16 protein-coding genes are annotated in these 17,914 nt (G+C 31.4%); 9 read left to right on the top strand and 7 right to left on the bottom strand.

Features of this window, described 5'->3' with window-relative positions; translation table 11 throughout:
• Positions 1–10: 10 nt before the first annotated feature.
• Positions 11–1,462 carry an MDR family MFS transporter gene (locus AC0N0V_RS06760; RefSeq protein WP_474462924.1) on the top strand — a complete coding sequence of 484 codons (1,452 nt, stop codon included), beginning with the start codon at positions 11–13 and terminating at the stop codon, positions 1,460–1,462.
• A 116-nt stretch (positions 1,463–1,578) separates the two neighbouring features.
• On the opposite strand, the gene AC0N0V_RS06755 is transcribed toward AC0N0V_RS06760, so the two are convergent.
• Positions 1,579–1,851 (bottom strand): hypothetical protein, encoded by a 273-nt coding sequence (locus tag AC0N0V_RS06755; protein ID WP_474462922.1) that lies wholly within the window; start codon positions 1,849–1,851, stop codon positions 1,579–1,581.
• 1,093 nt (positions 1,852–2,944) lie between these two features.
• Between AC0N0V_RS06755 and AC0N0V_RS06750 the strand changes: the two genes are divergently transcribed.
• Together AC0N0V_RS06750 and AC0N0V_RS06745 are read left to right on the top strand one after the other, a co-directional pair.
• On the top strand, positions 2,945–3,202 hold the full coding sequence (locus AC0N0V_RS06750) for an OB-fold nucleic acid binding domain-containing protein (RefSeq protein ID WP_474462920.1): 258 nt from the start codon (positions 2,945–2,947) through the stop codon (positions 3,200–3,202).
• On the top strand, positions 3,199–3,411 hold the full coding sequence (locus AC0N0V_RS06745) for an amino acid--tRNA ligase-related protein (protein ID WP_474462918.1): 213 nt from the start codon (positions 3,199–3,201) through the stop codon (positions 3,409–3,411). The genes AC0N0V_RS06750 and AC0N0V_RS06745 overlap by 4 nt, the downstream gene beginning before the upstream one ends.
• A 183-nt stretch (positions 3,412–3,594) precedes the next feature.
• Here AC0N0V_RS06745 and AC0N0V_RS06740 read toward each other — a convergent pair whose 3' ends face one another.
• A complete protein-coding gene (locus tag AC0N0V_RS06740; RefSeq protein ID WP_474462916.1) occupies positions 3,595–4,128 on the bottom strand; it encodes a GNAT family N-acetyltransferase in 534 nt (177 codons plus the stop codon).
• Between the two features lie 117 nt (positions 4,129–4,245).
• Positions 4,246–5,283, bottom strand: a complete 1,038-nt coding sequence (gene argC / locus AC0N0V_RS06735; RefSeq protein WP_474462915.1) for an N-acetyl-gamma-glutamyl-phosphate reductase — start codon at positions 5,281–5,283, stop codon at positions 4,246–4,248.
• A gap of 141 nt (positions 5,284–5,424) precedes the next feature.
• Here argC and argB point away from each other — a divergent pair, with 141 nt between their 5' ends.
• The 3 genes from argB to AC0N0V_RS06720 all read left to right on the top strand — a co-directional run bounded on the left by argB (position 5,425) and on the right by AC0N0V_RS06720 (position 8,710).
• Positions 5,425–6,318 carry an acetylglutamate kinase gene (gene argB / locus AC0N0V_RS06730; protein ID WP_474462913.1) on the top strand — a complete coding sequence of 298 codons (894 nt, stop codon included), beginning with the start codon at positions 5,425–5,427 and terminating at the stop codon, positions 6,316–6,318.
• Positions 6,300–7,472, top strand: coding sequence for an acetylornithine/succinylornithine family transaminase (locus AC0N0V_RS06725; protein WP_474462912.1), 1,173 nt, complete (start codon positions 6,300–6,302; stop codon positions 7,470–7,472). The genes argB and AC0N0V_RS06725 overlap by 19 nt, the downstream gene beginning before the upstream one ends.
• Before the next feature lie 116 nt (positions 7,473–7,588).
• Positions 7,589–8,710 (top strand): M20 family metallopeptidase, encoded by a 1,122-nt coding sequence (locus AC0N0V_RS06720; RefSeq protein ID WP_474462910.1) that lies wholly within the window; start codon positions 7,589–7,591, stop codon positions 8,708–8,710.
• Positions 8,711–9,007: 297 nt separating this feature from the next.
• Here the strand turns inward: AC0N0V_RS06720 and AC0N0V_RS06715 are convergent, their stop codons facing one another.
• On the bottom strand, positions 9,008–10,288 hold the full coding sequence (locus AC0N0V_RS06715) for a cation:dicarboxylate symporter family transporter (protein WP_474462908.1): 1,281 nt from the start codon (positions 10,286–10,288) through the stop codon (positions 9,008–9,010).
• Between the two features lie 422 nt (positions 10,289–10,710).
• On the opposite strand from AC0N0V_RS06715, the gene AC0N0V_RS06710 reads away from it, so the two are divergent.
• Both AC0N0V_RS06710 and AC0N0V_RS06705 read left to right on the top strand, forming a co-directional pair.
• A complete protein-coding gene (locus tag AC0N0V_RS06710) occupies positions 10,711–11,994 on the top strand; it encodes an ATP-binding protein (protein ID WP_474462906.1) in 1,284 nt (427 codons plus the stop codon).
• Between the two features lie 4 nt (positions 11,995–11,998).
• Complete coding sequence (locus tag AC0N0V_RS06705; protein WP_474462904.1) at positions 11,999–12,919, top strand: response regulator; 921 nt, start codon at positions 11,999–12,001, stop codon at positions 12,917–12,919.
• Between the two features lie 157 nt (positions 12,920–13,076).
• Here AC0N0V_RS06705 and AC0N0V_RS06700 read toward each other — a convergent pair whose 3' ends face one another.
• Both AC0N0V_RS06700 and AC0N0V_RS06695 read right to left on the bottom strand, forming a co-directional pair.
• Positions 13,077–13,616: a histidine phosphatase family protein gene (locus AC0N0V_RS06700; RefSeq protein ID WP_474462902.1), complete on the bottom strand. Its 540-nt coding sequence runs from the start codon at positions 13,614–13,616 to the stop codon at positions 13,077–13,079.
• Between the two features lie 358 nt (positions 13,617–13,974).
• Positions 13,975–14,643 (bottom strand): nitrite/sulfite reductase domain-containing protein, encoded by a 669-nt coding sequence (locus AC0N0V_RS06695; RefSeq protein ID WP_474462901.1) that lies wholly within the window; start codon positions 14,641–14,643, stop codon positions 13,975–13,977.
• 287 nt (positions 14,644–14,930) lie between these two features.
• Between AC0N0V_RS06695 and AC0N0V_RS06690 the strand changes: the two genes are divergently transcribed.
• Positions 14,931–15,467 (top strand): CBO0543 family protein, encoded by a 537-nt coding sequence (locus AC0N0V_RS06690; protein ID WP_474462899.1) that lies wholly within the window; start codon positions 14,931–14,933, stop codon positions 15,465–15,467.
• 114 nt (positions 15,468–15,581) lie between these two features.
• On the opposite strand, the gene AC0N0V_RS06685 is transcribed toward AC0N0V_RS06690, so the two are convergent.
• Positions 15,582–17,744: a YhgE/Pip domain-containing protein gene (locus AC0N0V_RS06685; protein WP_474462897.1), complete on the bottom strand. Its 2,163-nt coding sequence runs from the start codon at positions 17,742–17,744 to the stop codon at positions 15,582–15,584.
• Positions 17,745–17,914: the final 170 nt, after the last annotated feature.

Genomic DNA, 17,914 nt, shown 5'->3' with positions numbered 1-17,914 from the left:
GATATCCAGTATGGATTTAAGAAAGAAAAATATTGTCACAGCGATAATGGTAGCAATGTTTCTTGGAGCTGTTGAGGGAACAGTTGTGACTACTGCTGTGCCAACAATTGTTAAAGAACTAAATGGATTTGAATTAATAAGTTGGGTTTTTTCTGTGTACTTACTAACCTCTGCTATTTCAACTCCTATATACGGTAAACTCTCTGATTTATATGGAAGAAAGAATATTCTTTCTATAGGAATTATAATATTCTTAATAGGCAGTTCACTTTGCGGTTTATCCAGAAGTATGCATCAGTTAATAGCGTTTCGTGCATTGCAAGGCCTGGGAGCAGGCGCAATCTTTACTGTAACTTATACTATTGTAGGCGACGTTTTTAATCTTTCCGAAAGAGCAAAAGTGCAAGGTTGGATAAGCTCTACTTGGGGTATCGCTAGTCTTATTGGTCCTTTTTTAGGAGGATTCCTAATAGATTATCTTTCATGGCACTGGATTTTCTTTATAAATATACCTTTTGGAATACTATCTATAATTCTTCTCCAAAGAAACCTAAGTGAGAATTTTGAAAGAAAAAAACATAAGATAGATTATGCAGGTACTATGGCTTTATCAGCTGCTATTTTAGTGCTTTTATACGGCACTTTATTAGGAGGAGAAAATTCTATTTTATTAGCAATATGTTTAATTGTAACAGCGATTCTTTTGGTTATATTTTATCTTATAGAGAAAATGGCCCAAGAACCTATTGTTCCATTTGAAATTTTTACGAGAACTAACACTATTGTTAACATAATCAGCTTTCTAGCTTCAGCTGTATTAATAGCTATAGACGTTTATATACCTCTATATATGCAAAATGTTTTAGGATTTGGAGCAACTGTCTCTGGACTGTCAATGGCTCCTATGTCTGTAGCTTGGCTTTTATCATCAGTTATACTAGGAAAGTCTATACCTAAGTATGGTGAAAGAGCAATAATTGTAGTATCTTCTCTTATAATTGTATTAAGCTGTCTGCTTTTACCTACATTAAATATTACCTCTCCATTAGTTTTAACTGTAATCTACATGTTTATAATGGGCTTTGGCTTTGGAGGAAGCTTTACTACTCTTACAATAGTGGTACAGTCTTCTGTAGATTATACTAAAAGAGGAGCTGCAACTGCTTCCAACTCACTAGTTCGTACCCTAGGACAAACAATTGGAGTGAGTATTTTTGGAAGTATGTTTAACTTGAGTATAGTTAAATACTTTAATAACTTAGGAATCACTGGAATAGACCCTAGTAATTTATACGCTGCTGCAAATACAAGTCACATTATATCCCTTGAGCAGATTAAAATTTCTCTTAATTCAGGACTTCATATTATATATATGTCATTAATTCTAATCACTGTAGTTAGCTTAATACTGTCTTTTACTCTACCCAACGGACTAAAGAAGAAAGAAACTGCTTATAATTAGACTAGTATTTATAAAACTACACATACCAAAATTTAATCGTTAAACCATAAAAATAAAGATGGCCATGGCCCACGGAAATAAGTCATGATCATCTATTTTTATATCTCTAATCTATTTTATAATTTAATCCAAATATCAGCATCCAACATAGGGAAAAGCTCATCTTCTTTTGCAAAACAACTCTCATCGCCCTTATCCGATTCATAAGTTATAGGAACATATACCATTATAGGTTTTGCGCCCTTACAATTAACTATCTCAGCTACTTTATGAGCTATTTCCTGTTGAAATTCTGTACCGAAGGTTATAGCCACCTTATCCCCTTCTTTTATAGGAAAACCCTCAATAAATTTATGAATATCCTTAATGGTTTTCATATTACATTTCATCTCCATCTCCCCTGACTTATCAAATTTATAAAAATTTTACTAGACAGATTAGAACTAAATTCATACTATTTACTATTACTATGTAAATGCGCTTGCAAATATTCTCAAACTTTAACCACATATTATGGTTTCGGACACATGCCAAATGATGCCTTAGTTCTAAGTAAAAGGAGAGTGCGACTTAATCATAAGTTAGAAAACTGTTTGAATAGCAGGCTTATAGTGTTACGTCAGCCCTCTCTTCAGGAACAGAATCTAATACTAATAAACCTTTAAAAGCTCCAATATTTTTCAATGTTTTCTTGCAGAAAACTGTGAAAAATATTGAGAGCTTTTAAGTTCATTAGCATAAGATTCTGTAATCCTTTGTTCGAAGCTGACTCCACACTATAAACCTACTATTCAAACAGACCAAAATTCAAATTATTATTCTAACGTTCTTTTAAGTTCCACTTACATGGCAAATCAAATATGACCTTCATACTACATATAGCCTGATACACTGGCTACATAAATTTCTCTATTAATTGAATCTTTTAATTTTCCTTCCCTAATCCATTATGCGAGAGCATAAAAATGGTATTGGCCTTGCAAATTAATATAAAAACAAGCTATCTAAATTGAAACAATAACTCAGTGCGTTAGCACTCTAATATATTTTCATTTAGTACTATATCATAAGAAATTTCTATTTATAAGTTCTCTCTGAGTATCTTACTTATATTATATTTGAATCCTTACGGATACTGTTTTTCTATACTGTGTTATATCATAATAGTATAAAAGATATATGCTTTTGAAGCCTGCGGCATGAGTCATTAGCATGACTCTAAGATTGGAAATATAATTCAAAACAGTTAGAGCAAAAACTAAAATTTAGAACTGTTTTAAGGTTAGGTTTATAGTGTGGAATCAGCTTTGAGCAAGAGTTACAGAAGAATCATAAATAAATAATTAAAGGTGGTATAGCTAAAATGTATAGGGAATTAACCCATATCCTTATGGTTATAAAGACACAACGCATACTAAGGACGTTTGTGATAACTTTGAGAATATAGAAGAAGAACAAGAATTCACATTGGCAGGAAGAATCATGCTGATAAGAAGGATGGGAAACGCTACATTTGCTAATATTATAGATAAAAAAGAAAGCATACAAATATTCTTAAGTAAGAACCTAATAGGCGCTGAAAGTTATAAGATCTTAAAATTAATTGATATTGGAGATATTATTGGAATTGAAGGAACTGTATTTAAGACTCAAACAGGTGAGATTACCGTTAAAGCAAGTAAATTTGAATTACTATCAAAGTCTATTAGAACGCTTATTCAGGACTCAATGACCCATTGAAGCAAAGAATTCTTTTGCATGAACAAGCGTCAAAACTAAGAGCGGGACTTGAAACAGCTAGTCCAATGGATGAAGAATTCGCTGTTGCTATCGATACTGCAATGCCACCGACTGGAGGATTAGGAGTAGGTATTGATAGAATGATAATATTCCCTACTGGTTCTTATAGCATAAAAGATGTTATAGCATTTCCTCTAATTAAAAGATAATAATAAAATAATATATACAATATAAAAAAAGGAGTCATATCTCTGATAAAAAGTGTTGATATGAGTCCTTCTTTTTCCTACACAATAGCATCGTTAGTTTCTTGCTTTAGGGTTTCAGTATAATTCTTTAATTCTTTATCAGCTCTTTTAACTTCACTATTTTTATAATTTTGTAGATCCGTTTTAAATTACTGCATAATTTCCATACCCAGTATCCAATGAGTTTTCAATAATTTCATTATTGTATTCTTTACATAGTAATGCTCTAATATATCCTGGTTCTTTTGTGGTTGATTCAATATAGAATCCTCTTCCGTAGTAAAACCTAACAAGAGAGAACATTCTAGACGCAGTATGCAAATATAATTTGGTAATTCCTAATTCTTTCATTGCATTATCGACTTCATTTATTAATGCTCCACCTACACCTTTATTTTGAAATAATTTGTCAACGCCATATCTATATAAGTAAGCAGTTTTATTTTGTTTTAGTTCAACTCTTACACTTCCTGCAATAGCTCCATCTAAAAGAGCTACAAAAACCAATTTATCTTCTATTTCTCTTTTTAAATCTTCATAGGTTTCCTGAAGAGGAGTAACAAATGCTGTTATCCCTGCTCTTTCAGAATATATTTTAAAAGCTTCCTTAGCTATCTCTTGAATTTCAATTATGTCCTCATAACTAGCTCTTCTAACCACTAAGACCATTTTTTTCATCGATCTACCCCCATTTATTCTTTAAATAAAAAGCAATCAGCACATTCAATTATGCTAAATGCTTTTTTTATTAGTAATTATACGATAACATGATTAGAGTTTATCCAAATGACTATATTACGGAGCCATAGCTATGAATTCTAAACCTGTTGTTTCTTTAATCCCAAACATAATATTCATATTTTGAACTGCTTGCCCCGCTGCCCCCTTTATCAAATTATCTATAGCAGAAATAACTATTACTCTTTTTGTACGTTCATCAACCTTTATAGCAATGTGACATAAATTTGACCCTCTTACCCATCTAGTTTCTGGAATATTATCTATAACCTTAACGAAAAATTCTTCATAGTAGAATTCTCTATATATTTTAATAAGTTCTTCCTCTTTTAAGTCAGACAATAGTTTCGCATAACAAGTGGATAAAATTCCTCTATTCATTGGAACTAAATGGGGAGTAAAAGAGATAGTAATGTTATTACCTAAAATTTCACTTAACTCCTGCTCAATCTCCGGCGTATGTCTGTGACTAGCAACACTATAAGCTTTAATTGATTCATTACACTCTGCGAAAAGTGTATTAATATTTGCTGACCTTCCAGCTCCTGACACTCCAGACTTTGCATCAATAATAATAGATTCTGAATCTATTAGTTTGTACTTTAAAAGTGGAGCTAGTGCTAATATACTCGCTGTTGGATAACATCCAGGATTGGCTACTAATTGTGTATTCTTTATCTTTTCTCTATTTAATTCCACTAGCCCATAAATTGAATCTTTCAGTACTTTTGAATACTGATGTTCAACTCCATACCATTCTTCATATAATTTCTCTGACTTTAACCTAAAATCAGCACCTAAATCTACTACTTTTGCTCCCTTACTCAAAGCTTTCTTAGCAATTTCAAATGCTTTTCCATGAGGCAGTGCAATAAAAAGCACATCAATATTACCAAACAACTCTTCTGCCTCTTCAAGACTTATGCATGTATCTTCTATAAAACCATTATAGTTTCTATAAATTTGATTATACTGAATATCAGTATAATTATGAGAAGATAAAAATTTTATTTTAACTTCAGGGTGATTGCGCAAAATCCAAACTAATTGCTCCCCTGCATATCCAGTCGCTCCAATGATTCCAACATTAACCATGATACCACCTCATCATTATAATTTATCTCTTAATAAAAATAATTATGGACCAAAACGAGAAAAAAATCAATAAATTATTGAATTTTTATAAAAATATTAGTATAATTATTCATAAGTTATACATCAGGGTGGAGGGATAAGATGAAGGTTCAAAGTGGTTTCTTAGATACAGAAACTTTTCTAGAAATTAAAAAGTATAGAGGAAAAACTTTTGTTATAAAGTATGGTGGTAGCATTATGAACGATAAAATAGCACGAAAAGCTTTCGCTCAGGATATTTTGTTGCTTACAAGTGTTGGTATTAAAATTGTAATAATTCATGGTGGCGGCCCTGAAATTTCTAAATGGCTCCTTAAAACAGGTATAGAGAGCACCTTTATAGAGGGCTTAAGAGTTACAGATGAAATTACAATGGAAGTAGTTGAAATGGTGTTATCAGGGCATGTGAATAAGGAACTAGCCTCCTCACTAAGTTTAAGAGGACTTAATGCTATTGGAATAAGTGGAAAAGACGGTAACCTTATAAAAGCTAAGAAAAAATATATCTATAATAATGGAGAAAAGTTAGACTTAGGATTTGTTGGAGAAGTAGTGAGTATCAATAAGAAATTACTTTTAAGCTTACTTGAAGAACATTGTCTTCCTGTTATTTCACCTATTGGATGGGATCCAGAAGGCAATAGCTACAATATTAATGCTGATTACGCAGCTGCTTTTATTAGTGGTGTGTTGAAGTCTGAAAAGCTGCTTATTATGACAGACATTAAAGGGGTGTATACGGATATAAAAGATCCTTCTACCTTCCTGCCCTCTATAACAACTGATGAAATCAAAAGATTTATTGATACAGGCATAGTTAATGGTGGAATGATTCCCAAACTTGAATGTTGCATAGAAAGTTTAGAAAAAGGGACAAGAAATGTTCATTTATTTGATGGGCGACAAGAACATAGTTTATTAAATACTATAACTACTAATTCTGGTACCAAAATTATAACAAAGAGAGGTGTAAGTCAATGTCAAAAAATAATATAATGAATACTTATGGAAGATTTGATATTACTTTCGAGAAAGGATTTGGCGCTAAGCTTTATGATACAAATGGAAATGAGTATATTGATTTTGTTTCAGGCGTTGCTGTAAATTGTCTAGGTCATAGTCATCCTGCTATTACTAAAGCTCTGACTGAACAAAGCAATAAACTGATTCACGTATCAAATTATTACTGGAATACTGAGAATATAAAGCTTTCTGAAAAATTGATAAGTCATTGTGACCATGATAAAGTATTTTTTTGTAACAGTGGTACTGAAGCCACAGAAGGAGCACTGAAATTAGCAAGAAAATATGGCAAATTACAAGGTTCTAGTGACAAAAACATAATTCTGTATATGGATAACTCTTTCCATGGAAGATCCATGGGGGCACTTTCTGTTACTGGACAAGAAAAATATCAAAAGGATTTTTTGCCTTTAGTTGGTGGAGTTAAAAAAATCAAGTTTAACCATATTGAAGATTTAAATAATAACTTTAATGAACAAGTTTGTGGCATAATCATAGAACCTATTCAAGGAGAAGGTGGAATTAACTCTGCTAACTTTGAATATCTTAATAAGGCTAGGGAATTGTGTGACAGATTTAATGCTTTATTAATCTTCGACGAAATACAGTGTGGCATGGGGAGACTCGGAAGCCTTTTTGCTTATAAAAAATTTGGAGTAATACCTGATGTAATATGTATAGCTAAGGCTCTTGGAGGAGGATTCCCAATTGGAGCGGTTGTTGCTAATGAAAGAGCTGCCAAAGCTTTTGCTCCCGGTGATCATGGTAGTACCTTTGGTGGAAATCCTCTTGGTTGCGCTGTTTCTAGTGCAGTCTTAAATGAACTAACTGATGGTGGAATTATTAATAGTATAGATGAGAAATCTATGTATCTTAAGGAAAAACTTAATGATTTAAAAAATAAATATGATATTATAAATGAAATTAAGGGAATAGGACTTCTTATAGGTATAAGTATCAATACCAACTTAAAAGAATTTATTAATTTATGCTTTAATAAGGGACTTTTAATAGTAAGTGCTGGAACTGATGTAGTTAGAATTCTCCCTCCACTTAATGTTACTATGGAAGAAATAGATTTAGCAGTTGGCATACTTGGGTCAGTTATGAAAGAAATAAGTGGTTAAAAGAATATTAGTATGAAGTTAAACTGAGAATCAGATGGAGTAAGGACTGCAACTGGTTCTTAATATTTTAATAGGCTTCAAGCTAAAGTTAAATATGATACTAGGACGGTGATATTATGAACCTTGAAGAAATAATAAAGAAAGATATAAAGAAGATAAGAGATTTGAGAAATAAACTACACGATAACGCTGAACTTGCTTTTCAAGAGTATAAAACGCAAAGTATTATTTTAAACTTTTTAAAATCATTAGAAATAAATGCTCAAATAATGGCTGAAACAGGAGTTGTTGCAACATTAAATCAAAGTGAGGATTGTATAGCTATAAGAGCTGATATGGATGGTCTGCCTGTAAATGGAGTATCTCATTCATGTGGTCACGATTATCATATGGCAATTGTACTTGGTGTGGCCAATACATTAAAAAAATTAGGAATATCTAAATGTATTAAATTTATTTTTCAACCTGCTGAAGAAGGAGAAGGTGGAGCTCTTCCGATGATTGAAGAAGGTGTCCTAGAGTATCCAAAAGTTAAAGCTATGATAGGTTTTCACGTTTGGCCTAATGTTAAAGTAGGTACAGTAGAAGTTTCTAGCGGGCCATCTATGGCATCTGTTGATGATTTTTGTATAAATTTTAAAGGCAAAGGGGGGCATGCCGCTATGCCCCATCTTTCCATAAATCCAATGTATCCGGCTATGAATTTTATACAAACAATGAATATAAAATCCAATATACAAAATAGTCCTTTAGAATCTCATGTGATTACTTTCTCTTCGATTCAGTGCGGAAATGCACCAAATATTATAGCTGACGAGTGCAAGGTCTTAGGCACTGTAAGAACCTTTAATAGCGAACTTAGAGAAAAAATATATAAAGAGTTTTTAAATAATTCTCGTTTATGTGCTGAAAAGTATGGATGTACAACAGATGTAATCTATTCTTTTCAATATCCTCCCCTTATAAGTGATGATACTATTACAAAAAATTTTATTCTATCTACAAACTCGTTAATTGGAAATAACAATGTTCTCCCCTTAGAAAAAACCTTCGCTGGTGAAGACTTTGCATACTTTGCAGAAAAGGTTCCATCAGTTCATTTCAGGCTTGGAATATCTGATAAAATAAAGGGCGTTCATCCTCTACATTCTCCTGAATTTGACGCTTCCGAAGATACAATTTTTTATGGAATTTATATAATAACTAACTTTGTACTTTCTATTTTAAATAAAGAATAATTCAAGGCATGTGATATCCAACTCCCATATGTTTATACTTTCCAATTTATGATAAACAGGTTTCTAAATATCATATAAGTTTTCAACTCTATCTAATATTTAATTATCAAATAAACAAAATTCTTGGCATCAGGTGGAGTCTTAACTCCACCTGATGCTTATTAACAAAGTTGAAATAAAAAACAACCTCGTTCATTTAGAACAAGGTTGTTTTTTTGTATTACATATACGTGGGATAACATATATATTTTTCTAAATTCACTACCTAATATTTAAGTAGTGATAGAAGATTTCTTATTATGCAGCAGTGGTAGTTGTATCAATCTCCTGTAGATACTCTTCACCCTTTTTAGCGTCATATCTACCTTCCCATTTTGATATAACCACAACAGCTAACGAGTTACCAACTACATTAACAGCAGTTCTTGCCATATCTAGGATACGGTCAATACCAGCTATAAACGCTAGTCCCTCTACTGGAATTCCTACTGAACCTAAGGTTGCTAGTAGAACAACGAAGGATACTCCAGGAACCCCTGCTATACCTTTTGAAGTTAACATTAGCACTAGTACCAATTTGATTTGCTCTGGAATCGGTAAGTGTATTCCATACATTTGTGCTATAAATATAGCAGCAATTGCTTGGTATAGTGTAGATCCATCTAGGTTAAATGAATATCCAGTTGGAACAACGAATGTCGCTATAGACTTTGGACAGCCGAACTTCTCCATTTTTTCCATGATCTTTGGTAAAACTGTTTCCGAACTTGATGTACTATAAGCAAGAATTAACTCTGCCTTTAGTATCTTTATTATTTTCATAATACTTGTACCAACTACTTTTGCTACTAATCCAAGTACTACAAGCACGAAGAATATCATAGCTCCATAAGTTGTAATTGCAAGCTTTCCTAGCGGAATAAGTGATTTTAGTCCAAATTTGGAAACGGTTACACCTATTAAGGCAAATACACCGATTGGAGCAGTTCTCATGATTAAGTTTGTTACGTAGAACATTGTCTCAGCAACTCCCTGGCAGAATTGAAGAACTGGCTTTCCTTTTTCTCCAACTGCAGCAACTCCAACACCAAACATAACTGAGAAAAATATTACAGAAAGCATATTTCCAGTTGTAAGAGCTTGAAATATATTTGTAGGAACGATATTTACGAATGTATCTGCAAATCCATGATGTCCTACTTGTTCAGCGGTATCAACATAACTTTTTATGTCAGTCTTTACTATTGAACTCATATCTACGCCAGTACCTGGGTGGAATACATTTGCTATTACTAGTCCAAGAATTATTGCAACTGTAGTTACGATTTCGAAGTAAAGTATAGTCTTTCCTCCGATTTTACCAACCTGCTTAATATCTCCTGCTCCTGCAATACCAACAACAAGCGATGAGAAAACTATTGGTACAACTATCATCTTAATTAAACGAAGAAATATATCTCCGAATGGTTTTAGATAGGCTTCAACTGCTGGATTACCGTAAAAAACAGCACCAACTACAATACCAAGAATTAAAGCAACAACAATTTGCGTCGCTAACCCAAATTTCAGCTTTTTCATATAATACCAACTCCCCCTAAAAAATTAATCACTGACTTTTTATTAATGTTAAAATAATATCATGATTAAATCATACAACCTAACCTATAAAAAACCACAAAAAACTACAAAACAATTTATGAAACTTTTTAAAAAAATGAATAATTTAATTATGTTTATACCATTTTATAGATTATTGATTTTAATCCTAATATTTATTCATGTTTTTTTATATTGAATTTAAAGATTTAACTGATATTTTCAGAACTAAATGAATGACATAATTATCTAATTAAGGACATATTGTCCACACCATAACTAGATTTATTTAATAATCAAATTAAATTTTACATAATACTGGTATATTATTAAATTTTCTGCTATCCTTGTTAATGGATATTTAAGTAGTATTGACATCTAAAGTTTAAAGGAGTGTATGCTTGTTGAAGGATGATTTACTTATTCTTGCTTTAATGATGATTACAGTACCATTGACTGGTGAATTGAAGTTTTTTCCTTTTCACGATACTTATCGTGTTAGTTTTGGCACAGCAACTTTTTTCTTCTTTCTATTATGGATACGAAAAAAAGTACCTTTGCTTTTATCTGGTTTTCTAGTTGGAATCTCTGTTATCGCTTTTAGAATAATTTTAGACTTTTGTATATATGGTAACTTTGGATTAGGATCAGATTTTGTACTTCACTTTTCTTCATTTTTTTACTATTTTACCTATTCTTCTCTTTTTTATTTTGCAAAGGTTAATAGTTTTCATCATCGTCCATTTACAATTGGGATTTTGTCAATTTTAATTGATATCACTTCTGGTATAGTTGAGTTGTCTTTCAGACACTATATACTAGGAAACATGATTACCTTGGTTGTGCTAATTAAGATTATTGCCATAGCTATAATTCGTAGTTTTTTTGCCCTAGGTTTCTTTAGTATAATTAATCTTCATAATGCTAGACTGGAAGCAAAAAAGCAGAGGGACCAAAACAGAACTATGCTTTTATTAGTTTCAAACTTATATGCAGAATCTATTCATATAAAAAAATCCTTACAAGATGCAGAAAATATTACAACCGAATGTTATAACTTATATAGAAATTTGCAAAATAGTAATATTAGCTTAAAAAAGGATGACTTGAGTTCAAAAATATTGGGTATTGCAGGACAAGTACATGAAATTAAGAAAGATAATCAAAGAATCCATGCTGGTCTTACAAAAATGATTTCTTCTGAAAGCTCAACTGATTATATGAATATTTCTGAAATAGGTAATATTATTATTGAATCAAATAAAAAGTATTCCGATTTGTTAAACAAAGAAATTCAATTTATATTAAACATTGAAGGATTATATCCTCACCTACATGTTTATACGATCTTATCACTAGTTAATAATCTAGTTTCTAATGCTGTAGAGTCAATTGATAGCTCTGGTTTAATAAAAGTTTTCATTTCAAGAGTAGGAGACTTTGTTAAATTTGAAGTTTCCGATACTGGAGTAGGTGTACCTCCAAATAAAAGAGAATTGATTTTCAAACCAGGCTATACTACAAAATATGACCTTCATGGCAAGCCATCAACTGGAATGGGGCTACCATATGTTAAAGAAGTTATTACAAATCTAAACGGAACAGTAACAATTGAAGATGAAATTGAGGCAAATAAAACAGTTTTTATTATACAGCTACCAATTAAAAATTTAGTAAAGAAAGGATGATAGCATGCGTTTTTTTATCACTGATGATGATGAGGCTATTCGTTCTATGTTAGTTGAGATTATTGAGGATTGTGACCTAGGGGAAGTAGTTGGGGAGGCAGATAACGGTTCCTATGTAGATAACAATTTACTAGACTTAAAAAAAGTAGATATTCTTATTATTGACTTATTAATGCCTGTTCGTGATGGTATCGAGACGGTTCGAAGTCTAGGGTCTTTATTCCGTGGAAGTATTATAATGTTATCTCAGGTAGAAGATAAGAAAATTATTGGTGAGGCTTACTCAATTGGGGTTAAATACTATATTACTAAACCAATTAACCGCCTAGAAGTAGTAGGGGTTATCAAGAAAGTGATTGAGCACATGCAACTACAAAAATCTATACAAGATATTCAAAAAGCATTAAATGTTTTGGACATAATAAATTTAAAAGATAACAATAAACCTACTTCTACAAACAAAAATATTATTACTTCTGGTCAATTCCTATTAACTGAATTAGGCATGATTGGCGAAAGCGGTAGCAAAGACTTATTGGATATGCTTGAATACTTACTTAAAAATGAAAAAGAAAATCCCCTTGAACACGAGTTTCCTTCATTAAAGGATATTTTCACTACAATAGCTTTTAAAAAACTAGGAGCGTCTGCCGATTCACTTGAGCTTAAAAAAGAAATTAAAGCATCTGAGCAACGAGTTCGCAGAGCAATATTCCAAGCTTTAAACCATTTAGCTTCCCTCGGTCTTACGGATTACTCAAATCCTAAATTTGAAGAATATGCTTCAAAGTATTTTGATTTTACAGAGATACGAAAAATGATGATGGAATTACAAAATGAAATAAAGCCTTCTATGTCAAATATTCGTATTAATACAAAAAAATTTGTTAAAGTATTATATTTAGAGGCAAAAAAAAGGTTGTAAAAAATCAGGCGCTACAAAATGAATTTATTAAACATTTTGTAGCGTTCAAACAACCTACTTAACATATCATTTCTCAATTTATAATTCGGCATCTTAACTCTAGGTAAAAACTAATCCTATAGGGAACAATCAGACAAATTAATTACTATCAGTCCTTTTAACTTTTTTTATTTTCAAAAGCATATAACTTTCCATTTCTCGCTTTTAAAAAATAGTCTCCTCTAAAGCCTCTCTTAATGAGCATTTTTTGTATTTCATAAAGAGTTCCAGCGTGACTTACAATAAGAATGTTCTTATTCTTTTCCTGAAGCATCTTATCTAAAATCTCACTTGTTCTTTTTAAAGTTACTCTTCTTCCCTCCGGCTGTGACATATGATTTCTAAACCAAGCTATTCTACTTAATACAGCCCATAAATCATATGGCAATTTAATGTTTGTATTTCTCCATGCTGCAGAAGGAATTTCTACAAGTTTATCAGTTATAATTATTTCTCCATGATATACAGTTTTCGCTGTTGTGATAGCTCTACTCATACTGCTGCAGTAACACTTATCCCATTCTTTATCAATGACAACCTCATTAGGTATCACATCTGAAATATCATACTTTTTCATATACTCGTTATATTCCGTTGAAGTCATAAATCTATTTTTTTTAATATTTACTCTAAAATGCCTTACTAAGCCTATTTTCATATTTACACTCCATTCTATAAAACATTATCCGCATCGTTGGATTTTCTATCTAATTTATCGATTTCTAATTGTCAAAGACATTAAGAAATCTGTTAATAGTCATCAGGTGGATTTAAAACTCCATCTGATACTAAGAACTCTGTTTATAGAATTTGTTTAGTAGAAAATATTATTCATCTATATAGGTTGTGATAAATATACTTCATTGAATTATTAATTACTATAAAGGTTAATAGCGACAATTGATGTAGATTTAATGTTATAACATACATATAATTTTCACAATACCTCTTACTAGCAAAATAGACAGATGTAAATCACCTGCCTACTAATAATTGTAAACTTATATTGTTACTAATTATACTAATTCTGCTCTTTTCAATACATCTTCTTTGAATTTTTCTATTCCTATTCTATCTATAAAGACTCCTATCTTTTCCCCAGCTTCAGCATTTTCCTTGTAGTAATCAAAAACACTATCAACTAATTTTAACGCTTGCTCCTCAGTCAAATCTATGGCTATAATATCTGCCAATCTGGGATTATAACCAGCAGATCCACCTACAGTTACAATTATACCTGTAATATCCGCTATTACTCCAACATCCTTACTATATACGCTGCCACAAGCGTTTCTACAGCCAGCAACTCCTATTTTTGTTCTACAAGGCATTTCCATCCACTTATACTTCTTTGCAAGTTTCATCCCTATCCCTATAGTATTATGCTTTGATCTTTTACAAAAACCTGCGGGACACATCTCGATATTCTTTACCGAGTTAGCCGTTTTTACTGCTGGTTCCATTCCTAGTTCTTCCCATATATTAGCTAGATCACTTTCTTCTAGATTCGTTATCATAATTCTCTGTCCAGAAGTTAATTTTAAAACCCCTTTATATTTCTTTGTTACTTTTGCTATCTTTTCAAGAGCCTCAGGGCTAATAAATCCCCCTGGTATATGTGGAGTTATTGAGAATTTTCTCTTTCCATCCCTTATTTTTTGTAAGTTTCCAAAATTATTACCCATAATATCTCTCCTATTCGAAACACTTATATTTGTATAATTAAAATTAAATATATTAATAAATATCTTTAAATAATTCTATAAACATCTATTTAATTTCTAACTAATCCTATGTTATCATATCATTTATTTTAAATGTTATAATTCGAATATAATTATAACATTTAAAATTTTTACTGTCTGTAATATTTGTTACAATAAATCAAACTGAGATTATAATTAAATTTAAAATATTCTTCTTCACTCAGGGAATACTAAATATAAACATTGTATGGATGAGGTATATTATTATGCACGAGAAAACACATAAAATCTATAAATTAGTTGTAGATGCAAACAATCAAATGTTTACGCTTTGGAAAACTGAAATGGTATTTAAGTGGCGCTGGTGGCTTCTTTTGTTTTTAACTGTCATACCCTGGGCCTTATGGATAAAGTTTAGAAAAAAAGAAAGTACTTATAGATTGTTACTGACAGGTTCTACAGTAATGATTATCACTTCTTATCTTGATTTTGTTGGAGTTGTCTCTGGAGCTTGGCATTACGACTGGAAAGTACTGCCTATGATTCCTGGTTATATACCTTGGGATTTTTCATTGTTTCCTGTGTTAATCATGTTTTTCATTCAATATAAACCTAAAATTAATCCTTTTATTAAAGCACTTATTTTTTCATCACTTTCTGCATTTATATTTGAACCTATTTTTATATTCTTACAACTGTATCAGCCAGAAAACTGGAGATCAGTCTACTCCTTCTTCATATATATATTAATATATCTATTTACTAGTTTTATTAGTAAGAGGACACAGTTTGATAAATTATAAAGACTAATAACATAGTCATCGGATAAATAGGGTTGCAAATATTTACAACCCTTAAAATTTGTTCTTAAATGCTAGTTTTCTAAATATTATGTCTACATTATACTATCTAATACTTTATTCTCCGACCAACCCACTTTCTTTAAACTTTTCAACAAACTTCGCAATTATGCCACTTAATAGTTCCTTCCAAGCTATCCCAATTATGATAAAAGTAAAGAAGTAAATTGACAACATGGCTGCATTGTAACTTAGCAAATCCCAAAGCACGCCTCCTACCGCTTCCCTCATTCCTGCTACAGCATAAGTAAAAGGTATGAATGGATTCAAGTGTTGAAAAAATGGTGGTGTAACCTCTATAGGAAAAGTTCCGCCAGAAGACGATATTTGAAGCACTAGTAATATCATTGCTAAAGCTTTACCTACGTTCCCAAATACAGATACCAAAGTATAGACTATCATACTAAAAACTACACTTATATAGATTGCATATGTTACAAAAACTACTGGATTCGAAACATATACTTTCAGCAAATATATATCTCCTAAAGTTACAACCGTTGCTTGAAATACAGCAATAGTTACAAAGGTTAAATACCTTCCTAAATACACTTCATGAGATTTTAGTTTTTTATCACCATCAAAATCAGGTACAGCTACTGAAAGTATAGAAACTAAGATAAGTGCTCCAACCCATAAAGATAATGAAGTAAAAAATGGTGCCATCGCTGAGCCATAATTAGGAATTGGAAACATTCTATTCTGTATTAAATTTATAGGGCTAGCAATAAACTCACTTTCCTTTCGAGCATCCAACTTTAATATCCTTATAATCTCATTTAACTTATCTTCATCATTTAAAGTTCTTAACCTTTCCGCAGTACTGTGTATGGCTTCTTCAATAGCTGGCAATCTTTTTTTTAGTTCCGCAATATCTTGTACTCCTATTTCTGTTCCAGTATTGACTTTCTTTAATAGTTCACTTATAACTGGCAGATCGTTCTTGGCATCTCCAAGTATCTTTGTAGTGTTGTCAGTTATTTGAATAGAGTTTCGCATAATATTGTCAATAGCAGGTGCGATTGTACTGTCAAACTTATCAACTTGACTATCTAAGAACCTACTTATTTCAGAAGAATCTTTTTTTAAGATATCTAAAATATCCTCTTTTATCTGCTCTTTTCTATCAATAGAAGCAATTATAAAATTTATATTATTTATATGTCTTTGTAATCTACCTTTTATATCATTCATACTACTTATAAAACCAGTTATAATTTGATTATTTGATATGTTACCTAGAGAATTAAAAAAATCCAGAACATTATTAATATTACTTATTGCTATATTATATCTATCTCTAGCCGCTATAAATAGCTCTCTAGACCTGCTTGGATTAGACGATGATAATGCTATAGCATCATTTATCTCTGTCTCAGCTATATGTGCAGTGTTATCTAAAGTTATTAAGTTTTGTTTAATAAGAGGAGCAGAACTCTTTAGTCCATCCCTAGCTTTGATTAAAAAATTCTCTCCTGTACTTACCACATCTGATGCTTTATTTATTGTATCCTCAACAACAGGCAAGTCTCCTTGAACTCTCTTTGTAAATCCCTGAAGGGTTATTGCTCCGCTGTATAAATCGTCTACTTCCTTATTTATTTGTGGTATCTTACTATCAATTTCAAATATTACATTTATAAAACTTTGTAACACAGGTTTACCTTGCTCAAGCTCAACACCTAACTTATTAAAAACATCAAATATTATCCTATTTACTGTTTGAACAAAAGTTGTGGTTAACTGCTCTTGAAGACTTGTTGCTCCTTTCTGAGTAATTTTGGGAGCTACAGCATTTCTCTTTTCATTTACCGTATAGATTAAATCTGCCTTCTGTGGCTGACTTTGAGTAATAGTTAATAATCTTTCCGAAAAATTTTCTGGTATTGTGATACTTGCATAATAGTCACCATACTTTACACCATGTTCAGCAGTTTTTTCGTCTGTAAACCTCCAGCCTATGCTAGTATTAGTTTTCAACTTTTCTATTAGCTGTTTTCCAACATTTATATTTTGTCCCCCATACTGCCCTCCTTTATCTTTATTAACAACAGCAACTAATATTCCAGCTGTATTCCCATAAGGGTCCCAAGCAGATTTTATATTAAACCATGCATAAAGCGCTGGCAATATCATAAGTGCTATTATAACAACTAATGCAACCCAATTAGTAACAATGTTTCTAAAATCTCTTTTATATACGCCTAATATATTTCTCATGTATTGTCATACCTTTCTCTTTATTTATATCTTATTGTATTAAAATTTTCATAAAACAATACATTATTTTGATACAATCATACGAGTTATCATTTGAATGTAAAACTAAGTTTTAGCGTAATTTTATATAAAAAAGTCCTCTATTTCTCGTAATCGGAAATAGAGGACTT

The sequence above is a fragment of the Clostridium sp. CS1-1 genome (assembly GCF_056135525.1).
Note: the sequence above shows the minus strand (reverse complement) of the source record. Positions and strands in the feature narration are given on the sequence as shown.

What these genes read in the sequence shown, in the direction of transcription:
- AC0N0V_RS06750 (WP_474462920.1), top strand. Translation starts at nt 2,945, where the DNA reads ATGCTGATAAGAAGGATGGGAAACGCTACATTTGCTAATATTATAGAT.
- argB (WP_474462913.1), top strand. Translation starts at nt 5,425, where the DNA reads ATGAAGGTTCAAAGTGGTTTCTTAGATACAGAAACTTTTCTAGAAATT.
- AC0N0V_RS06725 (WP_474462912.1), top strand. Translation starts at nt 6,300, where the DNA reads ATGTCAAAAAATAATATAATGAATACTTATGGAAGATTTGATATTACT.
- AC0N0V_RS06700 (WP_474462902.1), bottom strand. Translation starts at nt 13,616, where the DNA reads ATGAAAATAGGCTTAGTAAGGCATTTTAGAGTAAATATTAAAAAAAAT.
- AC0N0V_RS06740 (WP_474462916.1), bottom strand. Translation starts at nt 4,128, where the DNA reads ATGAAAAAAATGGTCTTAGTGGTTAGAAGAGCTAGTTATGAGGACATA.
- AC0N0V_RS06720 (WP_474462910.1), top strand. Translation starts at nt 7,589, where the DNA reads ATGAACCTTGAAGAAATAATAAAGAAAGATATAAAGAAGATAAGAGAT.
- argC (WP_474462915.1), bottom strand. Translation starts at nt 5,283, where the DNA reads ATGGTTAATGTTGGAATCATTGGAGCGACTGGATATGCAGGGGAGCAA.
- AC0N0V_RS06695 (WP_474462901.1), bottom strand. Translation starts at nt 14,643, where the DNA reads ATGGGTAATAATTTTGGAAACTTACAAAAAATAAGGGATGGAAAGAGA.
- AC0N0V_RS06715 (WP_474462908.1), bottom strand. Translation starts at nt 10,288, where the DNA reads ATGAAAAAGCTGAAATTTGGGTTAGCGACGCAAATTGTTGTTGCTTTA.
- AC0N0V_RS06760 (WP_474462924.1), top strand. Translation starts at nt 11, where the DNA reads ATGGATTTAAGAAAGAAAAATATTGTCACAGCGATAATGGTAGCAATG.
- AC0N0V_RS06705 (WP_474462904.1), top strand. Translation starts at nt 11,999, where the DNA reads ATGCGTTTTTTTATCACTGATGATGATGAGGCTATTCGTTCTATGTTA.
- AC0N0V_RS06690 (WP_474462899.1), top strand. Translation starts at nt 14,931, where the DNA reads ATGCACGAGAAAACACATAAAATCTATAAATTAGTTGTAGATGCAAAC.
- AC0N0V_RS06755 (WP_474462922.1), bottom strand. Translation starts at nt 1,851, where the DNA reads ATGAAATGTAATATGAAAACCATTAAGGATATTCATAAATTTATTGAG.
- AC0N0V_RS06685 (WP_474462897.1), bottom strand. Translation starts at nt 17,744, where the DNA reads ATGAGAAATATATTAGGCGTATATAAAAGAGATTTTAGAAACATTGTT.